The sequence below is a fragment of the Halobellus salinus genome (assembly GCF_014646875.1).
Classification (GTDB): domain Archaea; phylum Halobacteriota; class Halobacteria; order Halobacteriales; family Haloferacaceae; genus Haloquadratum; species Haloquadratum salinum.
Genome location: NZ_BMOC01000012.1, coordinates 13,708 through 31,129 on the forward strand (window position 1 = coordinate 13,708; position 17,422 = coordinate 31,129).

Here is a 17,422-nt window from a genome sequence, read left to right on the forward strand (position 1 = left end):
ACACAGTATGAGTACCGCAAGCGACGAACGCGCATGAACGGCTCCGACGACGAGATCGACCGGATCCAGCGCCGGCTGGCCGCTCTCAGGGGGGAGGTCGGAAAGCGGATCGTCGGCCAGACCGACGTGGTCGAACAGCTGCTCGTGTGTCTGCTCTGCGACGGCAACGCCGTGATCGAGAGCAATCCCGGGCTCGGGAAGACCACCCTGATCCGCACGATCGCGGAGGCGACGGACCTCTCGTTTTCGCGGATCCAGAACACCCCCGACCTTATGCCCGCGGACATCACCGGGACGGAGATCATCCGCGAGGCCGGCGGCTCCCGAGAGTTCGTCTTCGAGAAGGGGCCGGTGTTCGCGAACCTGGTCCTCGCCGACGAGATCAACCGCGCCACGCCGAAGACCCAGGCCGCCCTGCTCGAGGCGATGCAGGAGAAACAGGTCACGACCGCCGGGGAGACCAGAGAGCTCCCGCGCCCGTTCTTCGTGCTCGCGACCCAGAACCCCATCGACCAGGAGGGGACATACCCGCTGCCGGAGGCCCAGACCGACCGGTTCCTCCTGAAGATCCTGATGGAGTACCCCGGCCGCGACGAGGAACGCGAGATCGTCGAGCGGTACACCACCGGCGCGCCCGATCCAGGCGTCGACCGGGTGCTGTCACGGGAGGGACTGCAGCGCGCCCAACACCTCGCACGGCAGGTGCCGATCGCCGACGACATCCGGGACCGCGCAATCGACCTGGTCCGGGCGACCCGTGAGGCCGAGAACATCGAGTTCGGCGCGAGCCCCCGGGCGAGCATGGGGCTGGTGCTCGCCGCCAAGGCCCGGGCGTTCCTTGCCGGGCGCACCCACGTCTCGGAAGCCGACGTGGAGGCGATGGCCCGGCCGGCGCTCAGACACCGGCTGGTCATCGACTTCCGCGCCGAGCGGGAGGGGATCACGCCCGACGACGCGGTCGCGGCGCTCCTGTGACGATGGCGCTCGACACCGACTTCCTCGAGAAACTGTCGCGGCTGGAGGCCACGCTGCGCCGCGAGACCGACTCCCGCCGGCAGGGTGAGCAGCGCTCCTCGAACGTCGGCGAGGGGCTGACGTTCAGCGACTACCGCCGGTACACCCCCGGTGACGACGTCCGGTTGATCGACTGGCGGGTCCACGCCCGAACGGACGAGTACTTCATTAAACAGTTCGAGGCCGAGCGGGACCTCACGGTCCACATCCTCCTGGACGCGTCGGCGTCGATGGCGTACGGCGAGGGCGACGCCCACAAGTTCGAGTTCGCCGCGAAGATCGGGCTGGGTTTTGCGTCCGTCGCCGCCGCGGGTCACGACACGTTCCGGGTTGCCACCATCGGCGAGGGGGTCGACCGCTTGGACCGCCACCGGTCCACCCGCGGGGAGCTCCTCCGGTTGCTCGAGGTTCTCGACGGAATCGACCCCGGCGGCCGGACCGACTTCCGCGGCGCTGTGGAGTCGTACGCCGGGACGATCGCCTCGCGGTCGCTCGTGGTGGTCGTGAGCGACTTCCTCGAAGACCCCGACGCGATTGAAGCCGGACTGGCCGCCGTCGGCGACAGCGACGTCCTCCTGGTCCAGACGGTCGCGCCCGGCGAACGCGACCCCGACGCCACCGGGGATACCGTCTTCGAGGACCCCGAGACGGGCGCAACACACCGAGCGTACTTCGCGGGGCCGACGGTCGACGCCTACCGGGACCGGCTCCGATCGCACGTTGCCAACATCGCGGCACGGGCCCGCGCCCTCCGGGCCGAACACACCGTCGTCGACACCGGGACAGATGTTTTCGACACGTTCGCGAGGGTCTGGCACCGGGACGCGGCGGGGAGTCGGGTCGACCGCCGCCGGTGAGCGACGTGCCGGTCCGTCCGACCGCCGCCGGTGAGCGACGTGCCGGTCCGTCCGACCGCCGCCGGTGAGCGACGTGCCGGTCCATCCGACCGAAACCGTGAATCCGCGTGCAGTTCGAGATAGCGTATGAGCTACCTCCCGTGGGCGCTGCTGGCGCTCGTCGCGTACTCGCTGGTCCCCCCGCTTTTGAGCGTCGCGACCACCGGATCGGTCCGGATGCCCAGCAACGTCGCTGCGCTGTACTCGAATGGGGTACTCGTCGTCGGGACGGTGCTCGTTGTCATCTATAACGGCGAGGAGGCCTTAGCGTACGCGACCCACCCGGCACAGAAGTATGTCCTGCTGGCGGGGGCGTGTCTGTTCGTCGGAATTCTGGCGTACTACCGCGCGCTGTCCCTGGGGCCGGTCAGTGTCGTCTCGCCGATTTTTGGGATGTTCCTGGTGCTCAGTTCCAGTATCGGGATCGCCTTCCTGAACGAGTCGCTGACCGCGCGGAAGGCCGTCGGCATCCTCCTCGGAGTCGTCGCGGTCTATCTGGTCAGCGTGGAGTGACAGGTCGGGCCGATCGACGCAGAACCTCTTTCACTATCAGCGGCGTAACTGGCGTATGGTCCTACTCGAATCCGACTCCGAACTGTCACCGGGCGACGAGGCACCTGCCTTCGAGCTGCCCGCGGCCGGCGGGGGGACATGTGCGCTCTCGGATTTCACCGACTACGACGCCCTGCTTTTGGTGTTCACGTGTAACCACTGCCCGTACGCAGAGGCGAAGGTGGACGAACTGAACCACCTCGCGGGGGCGTACGACGACCTCGCGCTGGTGGGCGTCAACCCCAACGACGCCGAGGCGTACCCGGACGACTCCTTCGAGCGGATGAAAGAGCGCGTCGCGGCCGGCGAGGTCGAGTTCACCGCGTACCTCCGCGACGAATCACAGGACGTGGCGCGCCGGTACGGTGCGGTGTGTACGCCGGACCCGTTCCTGTTCGAGCGTGACGGCGACACGTTCAGGCTGGCGCTGCACTCCCGGCTCGACGACGCGATGTCGCCGGGCGAGGAGCCCGAACGGTACGAGATGCGCGAGGCCGTGGAGGCACTCCTCGCCGGCGAGGCGGTTCCCCTGGACGCGACCCCCTCGCAGGGCTGTTCGATCAAGTGGACGGACGAGTAGGCGTCACCGTCGCAGGCTGCGAGACGACCGTCCGTGGCGACAGAGAGCGATCCGGCGTCAGTGACCCACGACTGAACAGTGGTTGCTGATTTGGCGTCGTACGTCTGGACAGCCAGGCGGGATCGGGACTTAGATTGGCGTGCACCCGGTGCACGAGACGTAGGACTCGTGAGAGAAGCTCACGAATGTGTTACAACCGCTACTTCAGCAACTACGGTAAAGCCGTGGGCTTCCTCCTTGTACCTCTGTGACCGACGCGTCCGGCGCCTACGCTTTGGCTGCCCCCACAGCGCGGTCGTCAGCGGGGAGTCGATCCGTCCAGTAGAGCGCCACCGACACCGCGAGCAGGACGGCGAGGCCGCCGGCGAAGCTGCGGAACACCACGGCGTAGGGATAGCCGGCCCCGACGAGCACCCCGACGACGCCGCTCCCGGACGCCTCGATGGCGATGGAGAGCCCGCTGAAGGCCGCGAAGGTCCCGGCGCGGGTGTCGGCCGGGAGCGATGAGAGGACGTAGGTGTCGAGCGCGGGGAACAGCCCGTGGATGGTGTATCCGATGACGACCGAGACTGCGCCGAGAGCGAGTGTGCCGCGGAGGACGGTCAGTCCGAAGACACCGGCGGTGAAGACCCCGGCCAGCCCCAGGATGTACGGAACCGTTGGAAACCGGTCGACCAGGGTTCCGCTGACCCAGAAGGCGGGGATCCCAGCCGCGAACGCGACCGTCAACAGTGCGTTCGCAGTCCCTGTCTCGAGTCCGCGGGCGAGCATAACGGAGACGTAGAAGTTGAACAGCCCCTGCCAGACGAACCCAGCGGCGCTGACAAAGAGCATCCCCGTGAGGATCACCCGCCAGTTACCGAGCACACCGCGGAAGTTCCGCGCCGGCGGGGCCTCCCGGACCCCATCGGTTCGCCCCAGGCTGATCGCGAACACGACGGTGGTGGCGAGCGCTGCAACGGCGAGCAGCCAGAACACCGCACGCCAGGTCGCGACCGCAACCACGGAGACGACCACCGTCGGCGCGGCCACGGCCGCGAGTTGCGCCGCGGTCCCGTGGATGCCGACACGCTTGCCCACGCGGTCCGGGTAGAGTTCGCTGATGAGCGGCACCGCGGAGACAAAGTAGGTGCCGGATGCCACACCGACGGCCACCACGCCGAGTCTGAGCGTTCGGATGTCCGGTGACAGCGCCGTGAGCACCGCGGCCCCGGTCAAGCACAGTCCGGCCACGACCACGACCCGGCGCCGGGAGACCCGCGTGAGCACGTAGCTCAGGGGCAATCGAGGCAGCGCCGTGCCGAACCAAACGAGCGAGACGACTGCACCGACGGTCGCCGGTCCGACGCCGAACGCCGCCTGTAGCGGCTCGACGAGCGGTGCGAAGGCGACGCGCCCGAAGTTGACGGCGAAGACCATCCCCAAGAGGCCTCCGTACAGTCGGCGAGTCATCTATCAGTGCTCGGAACGGGGCGAATAATCGGTTGTGATCGATCTCCCACCGGCGGGTCGACCGGGGGATTAGTCCCGTTTGGGGCTGTAGTTGGGCGCCTCGTCGGTGATCATCACGTCGTGCGGGTGGCCCTCGGCCTGCCCGGCGCTCGAAACCCGAACGAACTCCGAGCGCTCCTTGAACGCCGGGATCGTCGCGGCGCCGACGTACCCCATCCCCGAACGCATCCCGCCGACGAGCTGGTGAAGCTCGGAGGCGAGCGTGCCCTTGTACGGCGTCGCGGCCTCGACGCCTTCGGGGACGAACTCTTCGTCCTCGTCGGCCTCCTTGAGGTAGCGCTCGCCCCCGCCGGATTTCATAGCACCGACTGACCCCATCCCGCGGTACTGTTTGTACTTTTTGCCGTTCATTGTGATAACGCGGCCGGGCGCCTCCTCGGTGCCGGCGAAATACGAGCCTAACATCACGGCGTCCGCACCCGCAGCGATCGCCTTGATCGCGTCGCCGGAGTACCGGATCCCGCCGTCAGCGATCACGGGGACTCCCTCGGGGGCGGCCACATCTGCCACCTCCGCGACCGCGGTGATCTGGGGCATTCCGGCGCCCGAGACCACGCGCGTGGTGCAGATGGAACCGGGGCCGATTCCCACCTTCAGGCCGTCGGCGAAGTCGACCGCGGCCTCGGCGGCTTCTTTGGTCCCGATGTTGCCGACCACCACATCCGCGTCAACCGACTGCTTGATGTCGCGGGCGCTGTCGAGGACGTCGAGATTGTGGGCGTGTGCGCAGTCGATAAACAACACGTCGGCGCCGGCGTCGTCCGCAGCCGTCGCGCGGTCGGACTCGAACGGCCCGACCGCGACCCCGACGCGGAGCCGCCCGGTGTCATCGCGGGCGGCGGTCTCGTGTTCGCGGCGCTGGAGGATCCCCTGCATCGTGACGAGCCCCGCCAGCCGGTCGTCGCCGTCAACGGTCGGAACTCGCTCGATCTTGTGGTCGTACATGAGCTCAAGCGCCTCGCGGGCGTCGACCTCGCGAGGGGCAGTGATGACCTCGTCGGTCATCGCCTCCCGGACCTGGTCGGACTCGCCGACCTCGAGATACGGCCGGATGTCGGTGCCGGAGATGATCCCCAGGACGGTGTCGTCGTCGTCGACAACGGGCGCCCCGGAGACACCCTCCCGTTCCATCATCGCGTCGACCTCGCGGACGGTCTGGGTCGGGGCTGCGGTCACGACGTCGTCCCGGCGGATCACGAGCTCATCGGCGCGCTTCACCCGACGGATCTCCGCGACCATTCGTGTGTCGTCCATGCTCCGGTGGAGAACGCCCAACCCGCCCTCACGGGCCATCCCGATCGCCATCTCGCCCTCGGTGACGGTGTCCATCGCCGCCGAGAGAATGGGGGTGTTGAGTTCAACGGTCTTCGAGACGTGCGTCGATACGTCTGCGGCATCGGGTTCAACCCGGCTCTCGGCGGGTCTGAGCAGTACGTCGTCGAACGTCAGCGCCTCCGGGACGCGGAGTTTCTCCGAGAACGGCTCGGTCTTCGAAACGTCGTTCGCCATATAAACGGTCCACAGCCGATCGGCAAAAGCGTTGCGAGAACGCCCGCCCCGAGGCGGCTCCCGCGCGATGCGCTGTGACGGTGAACGTTCGTCCGCATCGTGTGGGAATTTCTCACGAATTCCGTGGTTCCAGCATAGATCGGTCGCGTCGCTCAAGCGCTGTGGGCATACGTCCCACGCAACGTTTAATAACCAGTCTGTGTCAAACCTATGTATGGACTCCGAGTGTCCCACTGCATCGCGCACCGCGGGTCAGCTGACCTCCGAATTCGGTGCGAACGTTACATTTACCCCGATGCAGTCGTTCAAACGCGGGAATGCGGTCCCCGCGAACGTCAACCTCGGAGAATCCGGCCGAGCCTGCGGTGCGGCGTCGTCAGGCTTGCGCCCGTGTTGCCGTTCGGCCGATGGTGACGGCCGCTGACGCGGGATGAGCGTCTCCAGACATCCGGTTGCGCTCCGACTCGAAGAGCGTGTCGGCCGCGGAACCCGACTCCTGGCCACGGTTATGTCGCTGCCGTTAGTCGACGGTATATTCCCCGCGTTGATCATCGCAGGTGCGCTGGGCAGCCCGCTCGGGATCCTCGAGACCGGGCTGTTGATTTTCGGGGGGTCGGCGACGGTCGCCGTCATCCTCGCCGAGATGCAGGGAACCCGCCGCGAGCAGATCACGTCGATCCTGCTTTTGGGCGCCCTACTGCTCCCGGTGGCGGGCGTTGAGGCGCTCTTTGCGGAGACGCTGCGCACGGTGCTGAACTTCGAGGTATTCCAGCGGTTTGCGGGGCTCGTGATCCTCGCGGTCGCCGCCAAGACCGCTTCTGCGAAGGTCGGTGAGTACCTCCCGTCGCCGAGTATCATCATCGGGCTCGGGTTGGTCGCGAGCCTGGAGCTCGGCGGCGCGGCGCTCGTCGTGGAGCCGGACCTCGCGACGATCGGTCGGGCTGTAGCGGCCGCGGGCGTGGGCGTCGGGTTCGCGCTGGCGGTGGCGGTCTTCGGCCCGACCCTCCGGGGTGCGGTCGACCTCGACCGGTTCCGGTTCGGCAGCTCCGTGGCGCTGGGGATGCTCGCGATCGACGTACTCGGGCTGTTGCCAACCCAGGCGCCGGTCGCACTGGGCGTTCTCGGGGTGACGGCGCTTTTCGCCTACGATCCCTCGGCGGAAACCGCCGACGGCGCCGAGGTCGGAGACGACCCGGTCGCCGACGATGGCGACCCTGCCGCGGAGCCGGAAGCGGCACCCCCGGCCGCCGGCGCCCTCGCGTCGCTGTCGGAGGCGGTCTCCGACGGCGGCGACGCCGAGGAGGCGGCGTCCGATGCCAACGCGGCGGACGACGACGCGGAATCAGGCGGCGACGTCGGCTACGGCTACCCCGAGACTGACGGCTCTCGGTCGCCGTGGCTCTGATACGGATCCGATCTGGGCTGCCGCTCACACAGGTCGGCGACGACCGAGAGTTCATCATTGCAGACCGCACGACCCGGGCGGGGTTGCGGCTCGGCACCGAGCACGACGGATTTAGGACCCTCCACACCGTGACGGTGGTATGAGCAACCGCGTCGTCGAAGGCCGGATGGTCACGCCCGAGCGACTCGCAGAACTCGTCGAAGGCGAGCGCCCGCTTGAAGCCGAATCCATTGAGGACGCCGAAATGGCGTGTCCTGAGTGCGGTGAGAACGTCCTCTCCGTCGGATACATGCCCAGCGTGACCGAGTTCGTGACCGCGTACAAGTGCCAGGAGTGTTCGTGGTCCGACACGGATCGGTAGCCGCCACCGATCGTAATCCATTTAGGTTGGATCGGCGTACATCGTGACGCAGCGGGGTCGTGGCCAAGCCCGGTATGGCGACTGACTCCAGAGGCAAAGCGCCCGGTGACGAGACTCCAGACTGATATACCGAGCGGCCGACTGATCATCGACCGCGACGACGACCCTCTGGAGTACCGAGGCGCGCACCGGAGATATCAGTCGATCGGGGGTTCAAATCCCTCCGACCCCACTCCATATAAAAGTACTGTAGAGGTCGTTGTCGCTACTAACCACAGGTGAGCGCTACATCAAGCGGTCAGACACCGACCGGCTTGCTCTTCGCTCCTCGGTCACACGATGCCGGACGCGAGTAGCGTACCGAGGACGAGCAACAGAACCGCGAGAACGCCTCCTCCCGTTAGCGGTCTGTTCTCCATTGCCTTTTGCTGGATGAGCATCTGCTCGTACTTCCCGCGGAACGTTTCGAGATTGTTCTCGTCGTAGAAGTACTTCGGTTTGAGCGCGAACCGTTCAGTGACCGCACAGCCAGTACAGACGGGCGTTCCCTCCAGGCGCTCGGTCGTGACGTGACTGCCACAGTTCTCGCAATGCCGTGTATCCGTGGTCGGTGCCCGAAGTCTCACAGTGCACACACCGATGGATACCGTCCTCAACAGTCACTGCGATGGCGTGTGGACTCTGGTGCGGCTCTGCAGCTGTGAATTTGCCCGCCTCCCGCGGCTGAAGGCGCGGGAATCCGACCACCGGATCCGGGTGGTTGTCGCCCGTCGGTTCCACCCCGCACTCGGGGGGACCCGGCAACACGCCAGGGGGACTCCCGGTTGTCTCCCTCGTGGGGCTGTGGCCCGGCCACTGAGGCCCCATCGAACCCCGTGTCATCGCGGTGCGACCCGCCGCGGGTTCGCCACCCCCTGTGGTTCGGGGACATCTCACCGAGTCCGTAGCATCCACACCGGCAAGCACCACGGGTATACAGGCACCGACAACCGGGCCACATGTCCGCTTGACCCCCATCGGCAGACGGGGTATCCGCTCGTATCCGTATCAGCGAAACCTACATTACTGGTTGTCAAGTAACATATCGTAAGACACTCTCTCACATTCCACTATGGGACGCAATATTGATAATATCGCGGATGACCGTGCGCTAGGGATCCAGTCAGCGGGTGAAAACTACTACGATGAATTCCTCATCAAGCGTCCCAAAACGGAGTGGGCGCCGTATATCGACGAAACTGCGAAGGACATCTGCTCCGGTATCCAAATCAGTGACCTCGCTCTCTCAAAAGACGATTTCCGGCAGGAGTTAGGGACCTACTACCGGCGTGGGTTGAAGAAAACTGCCGGCCGCTATGCCGACCTCCCGTCAGTTCTGGAACAAAAGGTCAGCGACGAGAAACTCGGCCGCCTCGCGTACCAACTCAACGAACTCAGTCACGATATTTCGACGACTGATCTCGGCATCGATGATGTCGAGAAAGCAACTGAAGCCGTCATCGAGAAGCTCCTCGCAAGACACGTCGGAAAGGATTTGAACGTCTCATTCGACCTATCAGGTGCTACCGTCTCCGACATCACGACACAGTTGTTCAGCAACGAGGCGGTCGCGTCGAACGTCGATCTACTGTTGCGCGAATTCGAAGACAGCGCGTCAGAGGGACTGTTGGCACTGTTGGACAAGCCCCAAATGATGACGCCCCTGTGGAACCACCAGCGCGATGCGCTACAAAAGTGGTGGGAGCACGATCACCGAGGCTACGTCGATATGGCAACGGCCACCGGAAAAACTGTTCTCGGACTCGGCGCAGTTGCACTCAGCTATGGCGAGTTACACCCGGACGACCAGTCTATCGGTGGGCTGGTCAACACCACTGATTCGAGCGGGAGTGGCGACGTGCTCATTGTCGCACATAGTGAGTTAATACTCGAACAGTGGCGGCGGGAGTTCGAAAGACACCTCAACATCCCTCAAGAGCGAACCACCGGTAGCGACGACATCACACTCGAGTGGGGGACGGTTCATTTCCGAACCCCGCAGTCACTCATCAATGAAGACCGCGTCGCGTACGACTTGGTGTTGCTTGACGAGGCCCACCACTACGCAACCGGGAGTGAGTGGGGCTCACTTCTTGAGGAGTTCGGTGGCGATATCTTGGCGATGTCCGGGTCCGTTGATGACGCTGGTAGCGACAGCGACCAGATCAAAGACCGCCTCACGAACAGTATCGGACCGCAGATCAAACGCTACACCATCACGAAGGCACGGGAGCACGGCGTCATTCCGTCGTTCGACTGGGAAGTCCACTATGCACCCTACGATGTCGTCGGTGACGACTTGAAGAAAACCGCAAGGCGTGCTGAACAGTCGTTCCGTGACTTCCGCGAGCGCCTCAAACAAGGCGACCTGTCCCTCGATACGGATCGCCGACTCGAGACGTACGAGGACATCCGCCGGTTCTCTCACACGAAGGAAGGAAACACACTCAAGCAACAGGACGATGACTTCCGGGAGCTAGTCACTCGGTTGTTCTCGCGGCGAACAAAACAGTGGAATCTCTCGCCGGTGCTGGACGCCGTTGTAGACCTCGTCACCGAACACTACACGACGGAGAAGGTCGTTGTTCTCGCAGACAGCAACGCCCAAGTCGAGGAACTGGAATCCCGTCTCAACAACGTAGTCGCAACCCCCTCGGCCGTGCACTTGGTTTCGGGGTCACAGAGTCAAAAGGACCAGCGTGAAACAATCGACGAATTCGACGAGTCGGAAGGGGCTGGGATTCTCATCGGAACCGGTGACCTGCTCGGCGAAGGTGTCGACATGCAGCACGCATCGGTAGCGGTCAACATGGCTACCGGCGGCGTCAATCAGGAACTCGTACAGCGCATCGGGCGTGTGCTACGGAACCCAGCCGACACGCCAAAACACGCGATGTTCTACAACGTCGTCGGTGTCCCCCCGACAGAAGCTGCAGCAGTTCCGCGGGAAGATGGCAAGCAACTAATCGAGCAGGCAGCAGGATTCTGCTCTCTTGGCCGGCGTTTCAACAAGCTCCCCGGATTTGCGACCGCAACATCGCTGGACGCCGACGTTGTCGAGGCACTCCTGGGTGAGGGAGCACGGTTCATCGACTCACTCGACGCGGATGGCGGCTACGACTGGAACAAAGAGAGCATCAGTCAAGCCGATCTCACTGCCCTCCACAACGCTGTACAGAGCAACCCGGGGGATCTGGAGACGATTTTGGGGGAGTGGGAAGAGTACGCGTGGGAGCACAGCGAGGAACTCGACGACGAAACGGACGTGGATGACTCAGAAGACCCGACAGACTCTACTGAGGCCGAGGAAGACACACCGGGTTCTGTGACGGATGATGCGGACACGTTAACCGCGACAAAGCAGGAGCGGATCGACGATCTCGTTCGCCTCCAACCGGCGAAGAACGCAACGCTCCAGCATCGATGGGAGCTGTCGTCTGGCAGTGACGTTCACGAGTATTTGAATTCCGAACTTGCGGAGTATCACTTCCGTGACGCAGAGAGTCTGATCTGGGCCAGTGACGAGGCTGAAGCGCTCGTTAGTCGCGATCATCAAACTGGTGAGGACAGCACGCAGACGAAATTGGATCTCGAAATCGAGACCGATTCAGATCAGGAGCAACCGACGGACGGCGAGCTTCTCGATGAGATCCGGCATCTCCAGTCAACTCTCGGAGACGTGCCGACAAAGGTTGAGATGACGAATAGGGGGGCATATCCTGTTAGCCAGTTTGAGGCCGCTTTCGGGTCGTGGTCTGCTGCAGTCCGAGAAGCGGGATTCGAACCGCACGGCCAACAACAAAGCAAGTACACCCGTGATGACGTTCTTGCTGGTCTTCGTGAGGTCGCCGCAACCCTCGATACATCCCCGTCAGTAAACGATATCAACGAGCATGCGCCGTTCAGTTCGACTGTCGTCTACAATTACTTCGACTCGATCGGCGAGGCACGGCGAACGGCGGGTGTCGACCAACTGGACGAACGTGAGGACGCAACGACCGACCAAGCAGACGGTTCCTCGGTTGCACCGAACGAACTCGCCGAATACTACGAACTCTTCCGAACCTTTGCCACCCTTCTCGAACGCCTCATCGAATCCGAACAGACCGCGTATCGCGCCGGTAGCGACCGCCCGATGAACCAGTGGCGATCCAAGGTCAACGACATCGTATTCGGCAGCGGGCCGACTGAAGACAGCCCGAATTACGGCGAACAGCAGGGATCTCGCAATCCCCACACGATGTCGGCGTACCGCGAAGCCTTCGGTAACGGCGAAACCGTAACGCAGTACCAGACTGTTCAAGCCGAGCAACTGAGCGGCGACGATGCCGCGGTGCTTATCGAACAGCAAGTCATCAACCCCGACGAACGCGTCTTCCTCCCAGTCACACCGGACTCCGGTACTCCACTTCCACTTGCCGTCGCTTCAGAGGAAGAGTTCAACGAGGCTTCAGCACTTCTCCAAGAGTTCCCCCCAGAACCCGACCCAGCTGGCGAGCAGTCCGGATCACAACCACCGTCCACCACCAGCGAGGACGACAATTCGTCTGAAACGACCGTATCCCCCGAACCCGACGAGCCTACCTCAGACCAAGATCGGCACGACGAAGACGCAGCGTCCGGTACTGACACCGGCGACGACACGGTCGAACAGACCATCTTCTGGGATCGAAACGTCGAGACAATAACCGAGCTCGAAGATGACGAATCGGTTGAAGACTCGTCTACTGCGAACGGTGATGAGCTGGATCGCAAAATCGACGAGTGGAAATCCCAGTTACTCGATCTCACCCGACGGAACAAGCTCGTCTCGTTCAAACCGACGAAGAGCAAGTCCCTCCCGTTCGAAGAGACAAACCCGACCACCATCGCTGCCGAACTCAACGGCAACGAAGAACTCCATCTGCGAAAACAACCAACAGACGGAACGGAAGACGAACCGGAACTCGCGGCGAACGAACTCTTGCCGACCCGGTCACCAGACGAAGCAGCGAACTCGCTGTCTCAGATCGAACTCAAAAACAAACAATACCTCCGGGAGCGCGGTGTTGATTCGCTGTACCTGTCATTTGGGATGCTGCGGTGGTATAGCGTCGATTACAGCGACGAGGCAAATCGCTCCCCACTGTTCCTCGCGCCCGTCGAGCTGGAAGCGCAGACCATTCAGGATGGCGAGAAACACGATTACGTTCTTAAGACAAAAGCTGAAGGCCTGCGGTTGAACCCCGCGCTGCGCAAGAAACTGGCTGCCGAACGGGACATCAGCCTTCCAGCAGACTCCGTGCTCTCGCTGACAGCGATTGATGCTGGCTTTGAGACGGTGTACGAAACGTTGCGTGGCTTCGACCGGTGGACAATCCAACCGGACGTGGTTCTGGGAATTTTCGACTTCACCAAATTCAGTCTCTACACGGACCTGGAACGCAACAGATCCGCAATCAAGAGTAGTCAGATCATCCAGGCACTCAACGGCAATATGGAGCCGATACAGGCTGCTGAAGGCGATATTACAACGCCGACAGCATCCGAACTCGATGGTGTCGTCGATCCGATCGACACCTACCAGGTTCTCGATGCCGACTCCAGTCAACAAGAGGCAATCGAGGCGGCGAAGCGTGGGAAAAGCTTCGTACTCCAGGGCCCACCTGGGACGGGCAAGAGCCAGACGATTGCGAATGTCATCGCCGAAAAGCTCGGTGCTGGCGAACGGGTCTTGTTCGTGAGCGAAAAGCAGGCTGCGCTCGACGTGGTGAAAAACCGGCTCGATGACGTTGGGCTTGGACGGTTCTGTCTCGAGGTCCACGGGGAAAAGGCGACCAACTCGGACGTGCTCGGAAGCCTCGAAACCGAACTGAAAGCGCCACAGATCAAGCCTGCAACTGACCGCCCCAAGCGACTGCAGAAACTCCGCGAGCGGCGAGACATGATCAACCAGTACGGCCGGCACGTGTTCTTCTCCCCGACTGGGTGGGATCTGACAGCGTACCAAGCGTTCGGGATCGTGAGCACCCACGCGGACGCCCCACGGATCGATATCGGCATCACAGACCCACACCAGATCGGACAGGACACGCTGGAAACCGCCGTTGACGAGTTGGAGACGTTGGCGCGCTTTGATGACGTACTCGACACGTACGATACGAGCCCGTGGCGGCACACAACGCTCCGGCAGTGGGGCGTCGACACCGGCGACTCGATGCGTGACTCACTCGACCAGCAACTCGAAACCATCGAGACACTGCAAACGGTTTCGGACGAGGTCGCGTCCGGGCTGGGCATTCACCCGGCGTCGTTCGCGGAGCTCAGTGAGTTCCGGCAACTGCTACAGCACGTCTCGAAGCGGCCGGATGTCGCGTGGCAAGACGCCTTCTTCGACGGCTCGTTCGGACGGGAAGGCGGCCGGTTCGACGAACTCGCGGAGCTTGAACGGGAGCGTGACTCGCTCATCGCCGAGCTCTCGGAGCGGTATCAGCGGAGCTTCTTTTCGGCTAACGGCGGGGAGCTCAACAGTGACCTCGCCGCCTACGGGCTATTGAAGCTTCTCAAGCCGAGTTACCGGTCCCTCAAGCGAAAAATAACGAATCACGCTCACGACGGCTACGATCCCGGCCACGACCAGCTACTCGAAGACACACGCAAGCTCGCCGAAATCCAGCGTATTGAGGATCGGCGAGACGACTTCCGCGGCGTCATTCAGCGCCTTGGACCGCTGTACCAAGGCGGCGATACGAACTGGGACACCCTGACGCAAGCACAAGACTGGGTCGCCGACCTCGACGACTACGACACCACCTACACAGACCCGATCACCGACGCACTGATCGACAATACACTGCCGCCCGTCGACCAGTTGATAGACCGAGTGCAAGACGCACTCTCGGAGTACGACGACGCAGCCGCATTCTTCCGCGACGCTATGGCTGTCGACCAAATCCGCGTCAATAACACACCGTTCCGACAAGCCCCCCTCCCCGACCTAGCGGACACCCTGCAAGAACTCCGCGAGGAAGTCCCGGCCTTACAGCGCCGCGTCCAATTCGAAGCCCAACTCGATACCGTCCGTGACACGATCTGTGCGGACTACATCGAGCGGTTCCTCCGCGGTGGCTACAGTCACGACCGCCTCGTGGCTGCCTTCGAGAAACGGTTCTACACGAAATGGCTCAACAGCGTCTACGAACAAACCGACCTGGGCTCGTTCAACGCTGACGCAATGGAACGGTACGTCGAGGACTTCCGCCGGTTAGATCAGGAACAGCAGGAACTCGCCAAAGTACAGATCCAACACGAAGTCACCAAGCGCCGCCCGTCGTTGAATCTGGAACACGCATCCAGTTCCGAGCAGGTGCTTGTCCGTCGAGAAGCAGAGAAACAACGCCGACACAAACCGCTCCGTGAACTGTTCGACGAAGCCGGGTCGTTCATCACGCAACTGACGCCGTGTTTCATGATGAGTCCGCTGTCGGTCGCGCAGTACCTCAAAGCCGACTCGATCCAGTTCGATGCCGTCGTGTTCGACGAGGCATCACAGATTATGCCGCAAGACGCGGTGAGTAGCCTCATCCGGGCCGACCAAGCGATCATCGCCGGTGACACGAAGCAGCTCCCGCCGACGTCGTTCTTCCAGTCCGATGTCGAAACCACAGAAGATGTCAGAGAAGACCTCGACAGCATCCTCGAAGAGACCGCGTCGGTGCTCCCCGAGAAAAACCTCCGCTGGCACTACCGCAGCCGCACTGACGAACTCATTCAATTCTCGAATCATCACTACTACACCAACAGTCTCCGGACGTTCCCGGAGAACAACCCCGATGTCGAAACCGGCGTGGACCTCGAATACGTCGAAGACGGCATCTACGACCGCGGTGGGTCACGGCAGAACGAAATCGAGGCCCAGCGCGTTATCGACCTGATCGAAGACCACGCCGAAGACCGCAGCGACAAGAGTCTCGGTGTCGTTGCGTTCAGCAGCGCGCAAGAACAAGCGATCCGTGACGCCCTCGCCGAGCGCCGCGAGGAGAATCACGTCCTGGACGCGTTCGTCAGTCAAGACGACGTGCTTGACGAGTTCTTCATCAAGAACCTCGAAATGGTCCAAGGCGACGAACGCGACCGGATGATTTTCAGCGTCGGCTACGGCCCCGCCCAAGACGGCACGATCTCGACGAACTTCGGCCCCCTGAACAAAAGCGGCGGTGAACGACGACTCAACGTCGCCGTCACACGGGCGAGAGAGCACATCGCCGTGGTGTGCTCGATGCTCCCCGGCGACATCGACCTCTCCGGATCCAACAGCACCGGCGCACAACACTTCAAAAACTACCTCGAATACGCCCGCAAAGGCGAACAGGCACTGGCCCGGAACGACCAGGTCACCGACACGCTCGATTTCGACTCCCAATTCGAAGAAGCCGTCTACGACGCGCTTGAATCGGACGGGCACGACGTAGTTTCACAACTCGACAGCGCCGGATACAGCATCGACCTCGCGATCAAACACCCCGACCGACCCGGGAAATTCATTCTCGGCGTCGAATGCGACGGCGCTGCCTACCACTCCTCGAAAACAGCCCGCGACCGAGACCGCACACGGCAAGCAGTCCTCGAAGACCTGGGCTGGACAATCCACCGCATCTGGTCACCGGACTGGGCCTCGAATCGAAAAGCCCAGGTCCAAGCAATCAACGACAAAGTGGATTCACTCCTTGATGGGGACGCAGCGTCCACGAGCGAAACAGCGGATGTCCCGACTCACGAGCCGGACGCGGTCCCGAGCAGATCAAAGTTCGACCACGAGGCGCTAACAGAGTTCGTTGCCCCGTCATTAGCGTGGAACGATCGGTACTCGGTTGATAAGCGCGGACAGAGTACAGCAAACCGCAACGCAGTCTACGACACAGTCAGACAGCACGGACCGATCAAGTACGATACTGCGATCCAAACGTACCTGGGTGTGTGGTCTCAATCACGCGCCGGAAAGAGGGTCAAGCGAGCGTTCAAAAGCGGCGTAGACACGCTCACGGATCAGAACAAAATCTACCAGGACGGGGAGTTCCTGTGGCCGAAGCGAAGCGACCTCGATTTCACAGTTCGAGTAAACACCGAATCGGCGACGAGATCAATCGACGAGCTCCCGAAAGAAGAGATTGCGAAAGCGGTCGCAGTACTCCTCAAAGAAGGGGGTCGAATGACTCGAGACGACGCGATACTGGAAACCACCCGACTCATCGGCTACCAACGACGCGGGAACCGGATCGAAAAGCGAGTGAGAGACGCAATCGACATCCTCAATCGCATCGGTGCAATCGACATCAACGAGGACGAGAAACTCACCCTCCAGCCCGACGGAGAACTTGACGGGAAGCTCCTCAACCGGATCTACAGTTGACATTCCCCCCGGATTAAACAGCGGGGTTTGGGCCTCGCACTCTCCACTAGCAAGGCGAGTGCCTCGGGGGTTGACCCCGAGGCGATTCACTGACGGGCGTACTCTCACAACGCTGCCCCACAATCCGGACCGTAGCCCGGTGCAGGTGCGAGGTCAGGGCAGACTC

At 62.7% G+C, this 17,422-nt stretch carries 9 protein-coding genes, 1 tRNA gene and 1 pseudogene; 8 read left to right on the forward strand and 3 right to left on the reverse strand.

Annotated elements, in window-relative coordinates; translation table 11 throughout:
- Positions 1–33: 33 nt before the first annotated feature.
- The 4 genes from IEX72_RS09930 (at position 34) to IEX72_RS09945 (ending at position 3,042) form a co-directional block, all read left to right on the forward strand.
- On the forward strand, positions 34–975 hold the full coding sequence (locus IEX72_RS09930) for an AAA family ATPase (protein WP_188787233.1): 942 nt from the start codon (positions 34–36) through the stop codon (positions 973–975).
- Between the two features lie 2 nt (positions 976–977).
- A complete protein-coding gene (locus tag IEX72_RS09935; protein ID WP_188787234.1) occupies positions 978–1,871 on the forward strand; it encodes a DUF58 domain-containing protein in 894 nt (297 codons plus the stop codon).
- 126 nt (positions 1,872–1,997) lie between these two features.
- Complete coding sequence (locus IEX72_RS09940) at positions 1,998–2,423, forward strand: EamA family transporter (protein WP_188787235.1); 426 nt, start codon at positions 1,998–2,000, stop codon at positions 2,421–2,423.
- Between the two features lie 55 nt (positions 2,424–2,478).
- Positions 2,479–3,042 (forward strand): thioredoxin family protein, encoded by a 564-nt coding sequence (locus tag IEX72_RS09945; protein ID WP_188787236.1) that lies wholly within the window; start codon positions 2,479–2,481, stop codon positions 3,040–3,042.
- A 267-nt stretch (positions 3,043–3,309) separates the two neighbouring features.
- Here the strand turns inward: IEX72_RS09945 and IEX72_RS09950 are convergent, their stop codons facing one another.
- Together IEX72_RS09950 and guaB are read right to left on the reverse strand one after the other, a co-directional pair.
- A complete protein-coding gene (locus tag IEX72_RS09950; protein ID WP_188787237.1) occupies positions 3,310–4,494 on the reverse strand; it encodes an MFS transporter in 1,185 nt (394 codons plus the stop codon).
- A gap of 69 nt (positions 4,495–4,563) precedes the next feature.
- Positions 4,564–6,063 (reverse strand): IMP dehydrogenase, encoded by a 1,500-nt coding sequence (gene guaB / locus IEX72_RS09955; RefSeq protein WP_188787238.1) that lies wholly within the window; start codon positions 6,061–6,063, stop codon positions 4,564–4,566.
- Positions 6,064–6,493: 430 nt separating this feature from the next.
- Between guaB and IEX72_RS09960 the strand changes: the two genes are divergently transcribed.
- From IEX72_RS09960 to IEX72_RS09970, 3 genes are all read left to right on the forward strand, one after another.
- Positions 6,494–7,468: a DUF5794 domain-containing protein gene (locus IEX72_RS09960; RefSeq protein WP_229663815.1), complete on the forward strand. Its 975-nt coding sequence runs from the start codon at positions 6,494–6,496 to the stop codon at positions 7,466–7,468.
- A 139-nt stretch (positions 7,469–7,607) separates the two neighbouring features.
- Positions 7,608–7,829: a DUF5795 family protein gene (locus tag IEX72_RS09965; RefSeq protein ID WP_188787239.1), complete on the forward strand. Its 222-nt coding sequence runs from the start codon at positions 7,608–7,610 to the stop codon at positions 7,827–7,829.
- Between the two features lie 53 nt (positions 7,830–7,882).
- Positions 7,883–8,061 (forward strand) — tRNA-Trp (locus IEX72_RS09970).
- A gap of 100 nt (positions 8,062–8,161) precedes the next feature.
- Here the strand turns inward: IEX72_RS09970 and IEX72_RS09975 are convergent.
- Positions 8,162–8,492: pseudogene (locus IEX72_RS09975) on the reverse strand (restriction endonuclease); the annotation flags it as partial.
- A gap of 448 nt (positions 8,493–8,940) precedes the next feature.
- Here IEX72_RS09975 and IEX72_RS09980 point away from each other — a divergent pair.
- A complete protein-coding gene (locus tag IEX72_RS09980) occupies positions 8,941–17,256 on the forward strand; it encodes a DUF5797 family protein (RefSeq protein ID WP_188787241.1) in 8,316 nt (2,771 codons plus the stop codon).
- The last annotated feature ends 166 nt before the right edge of the window (positions 17,257–17,422 follow it).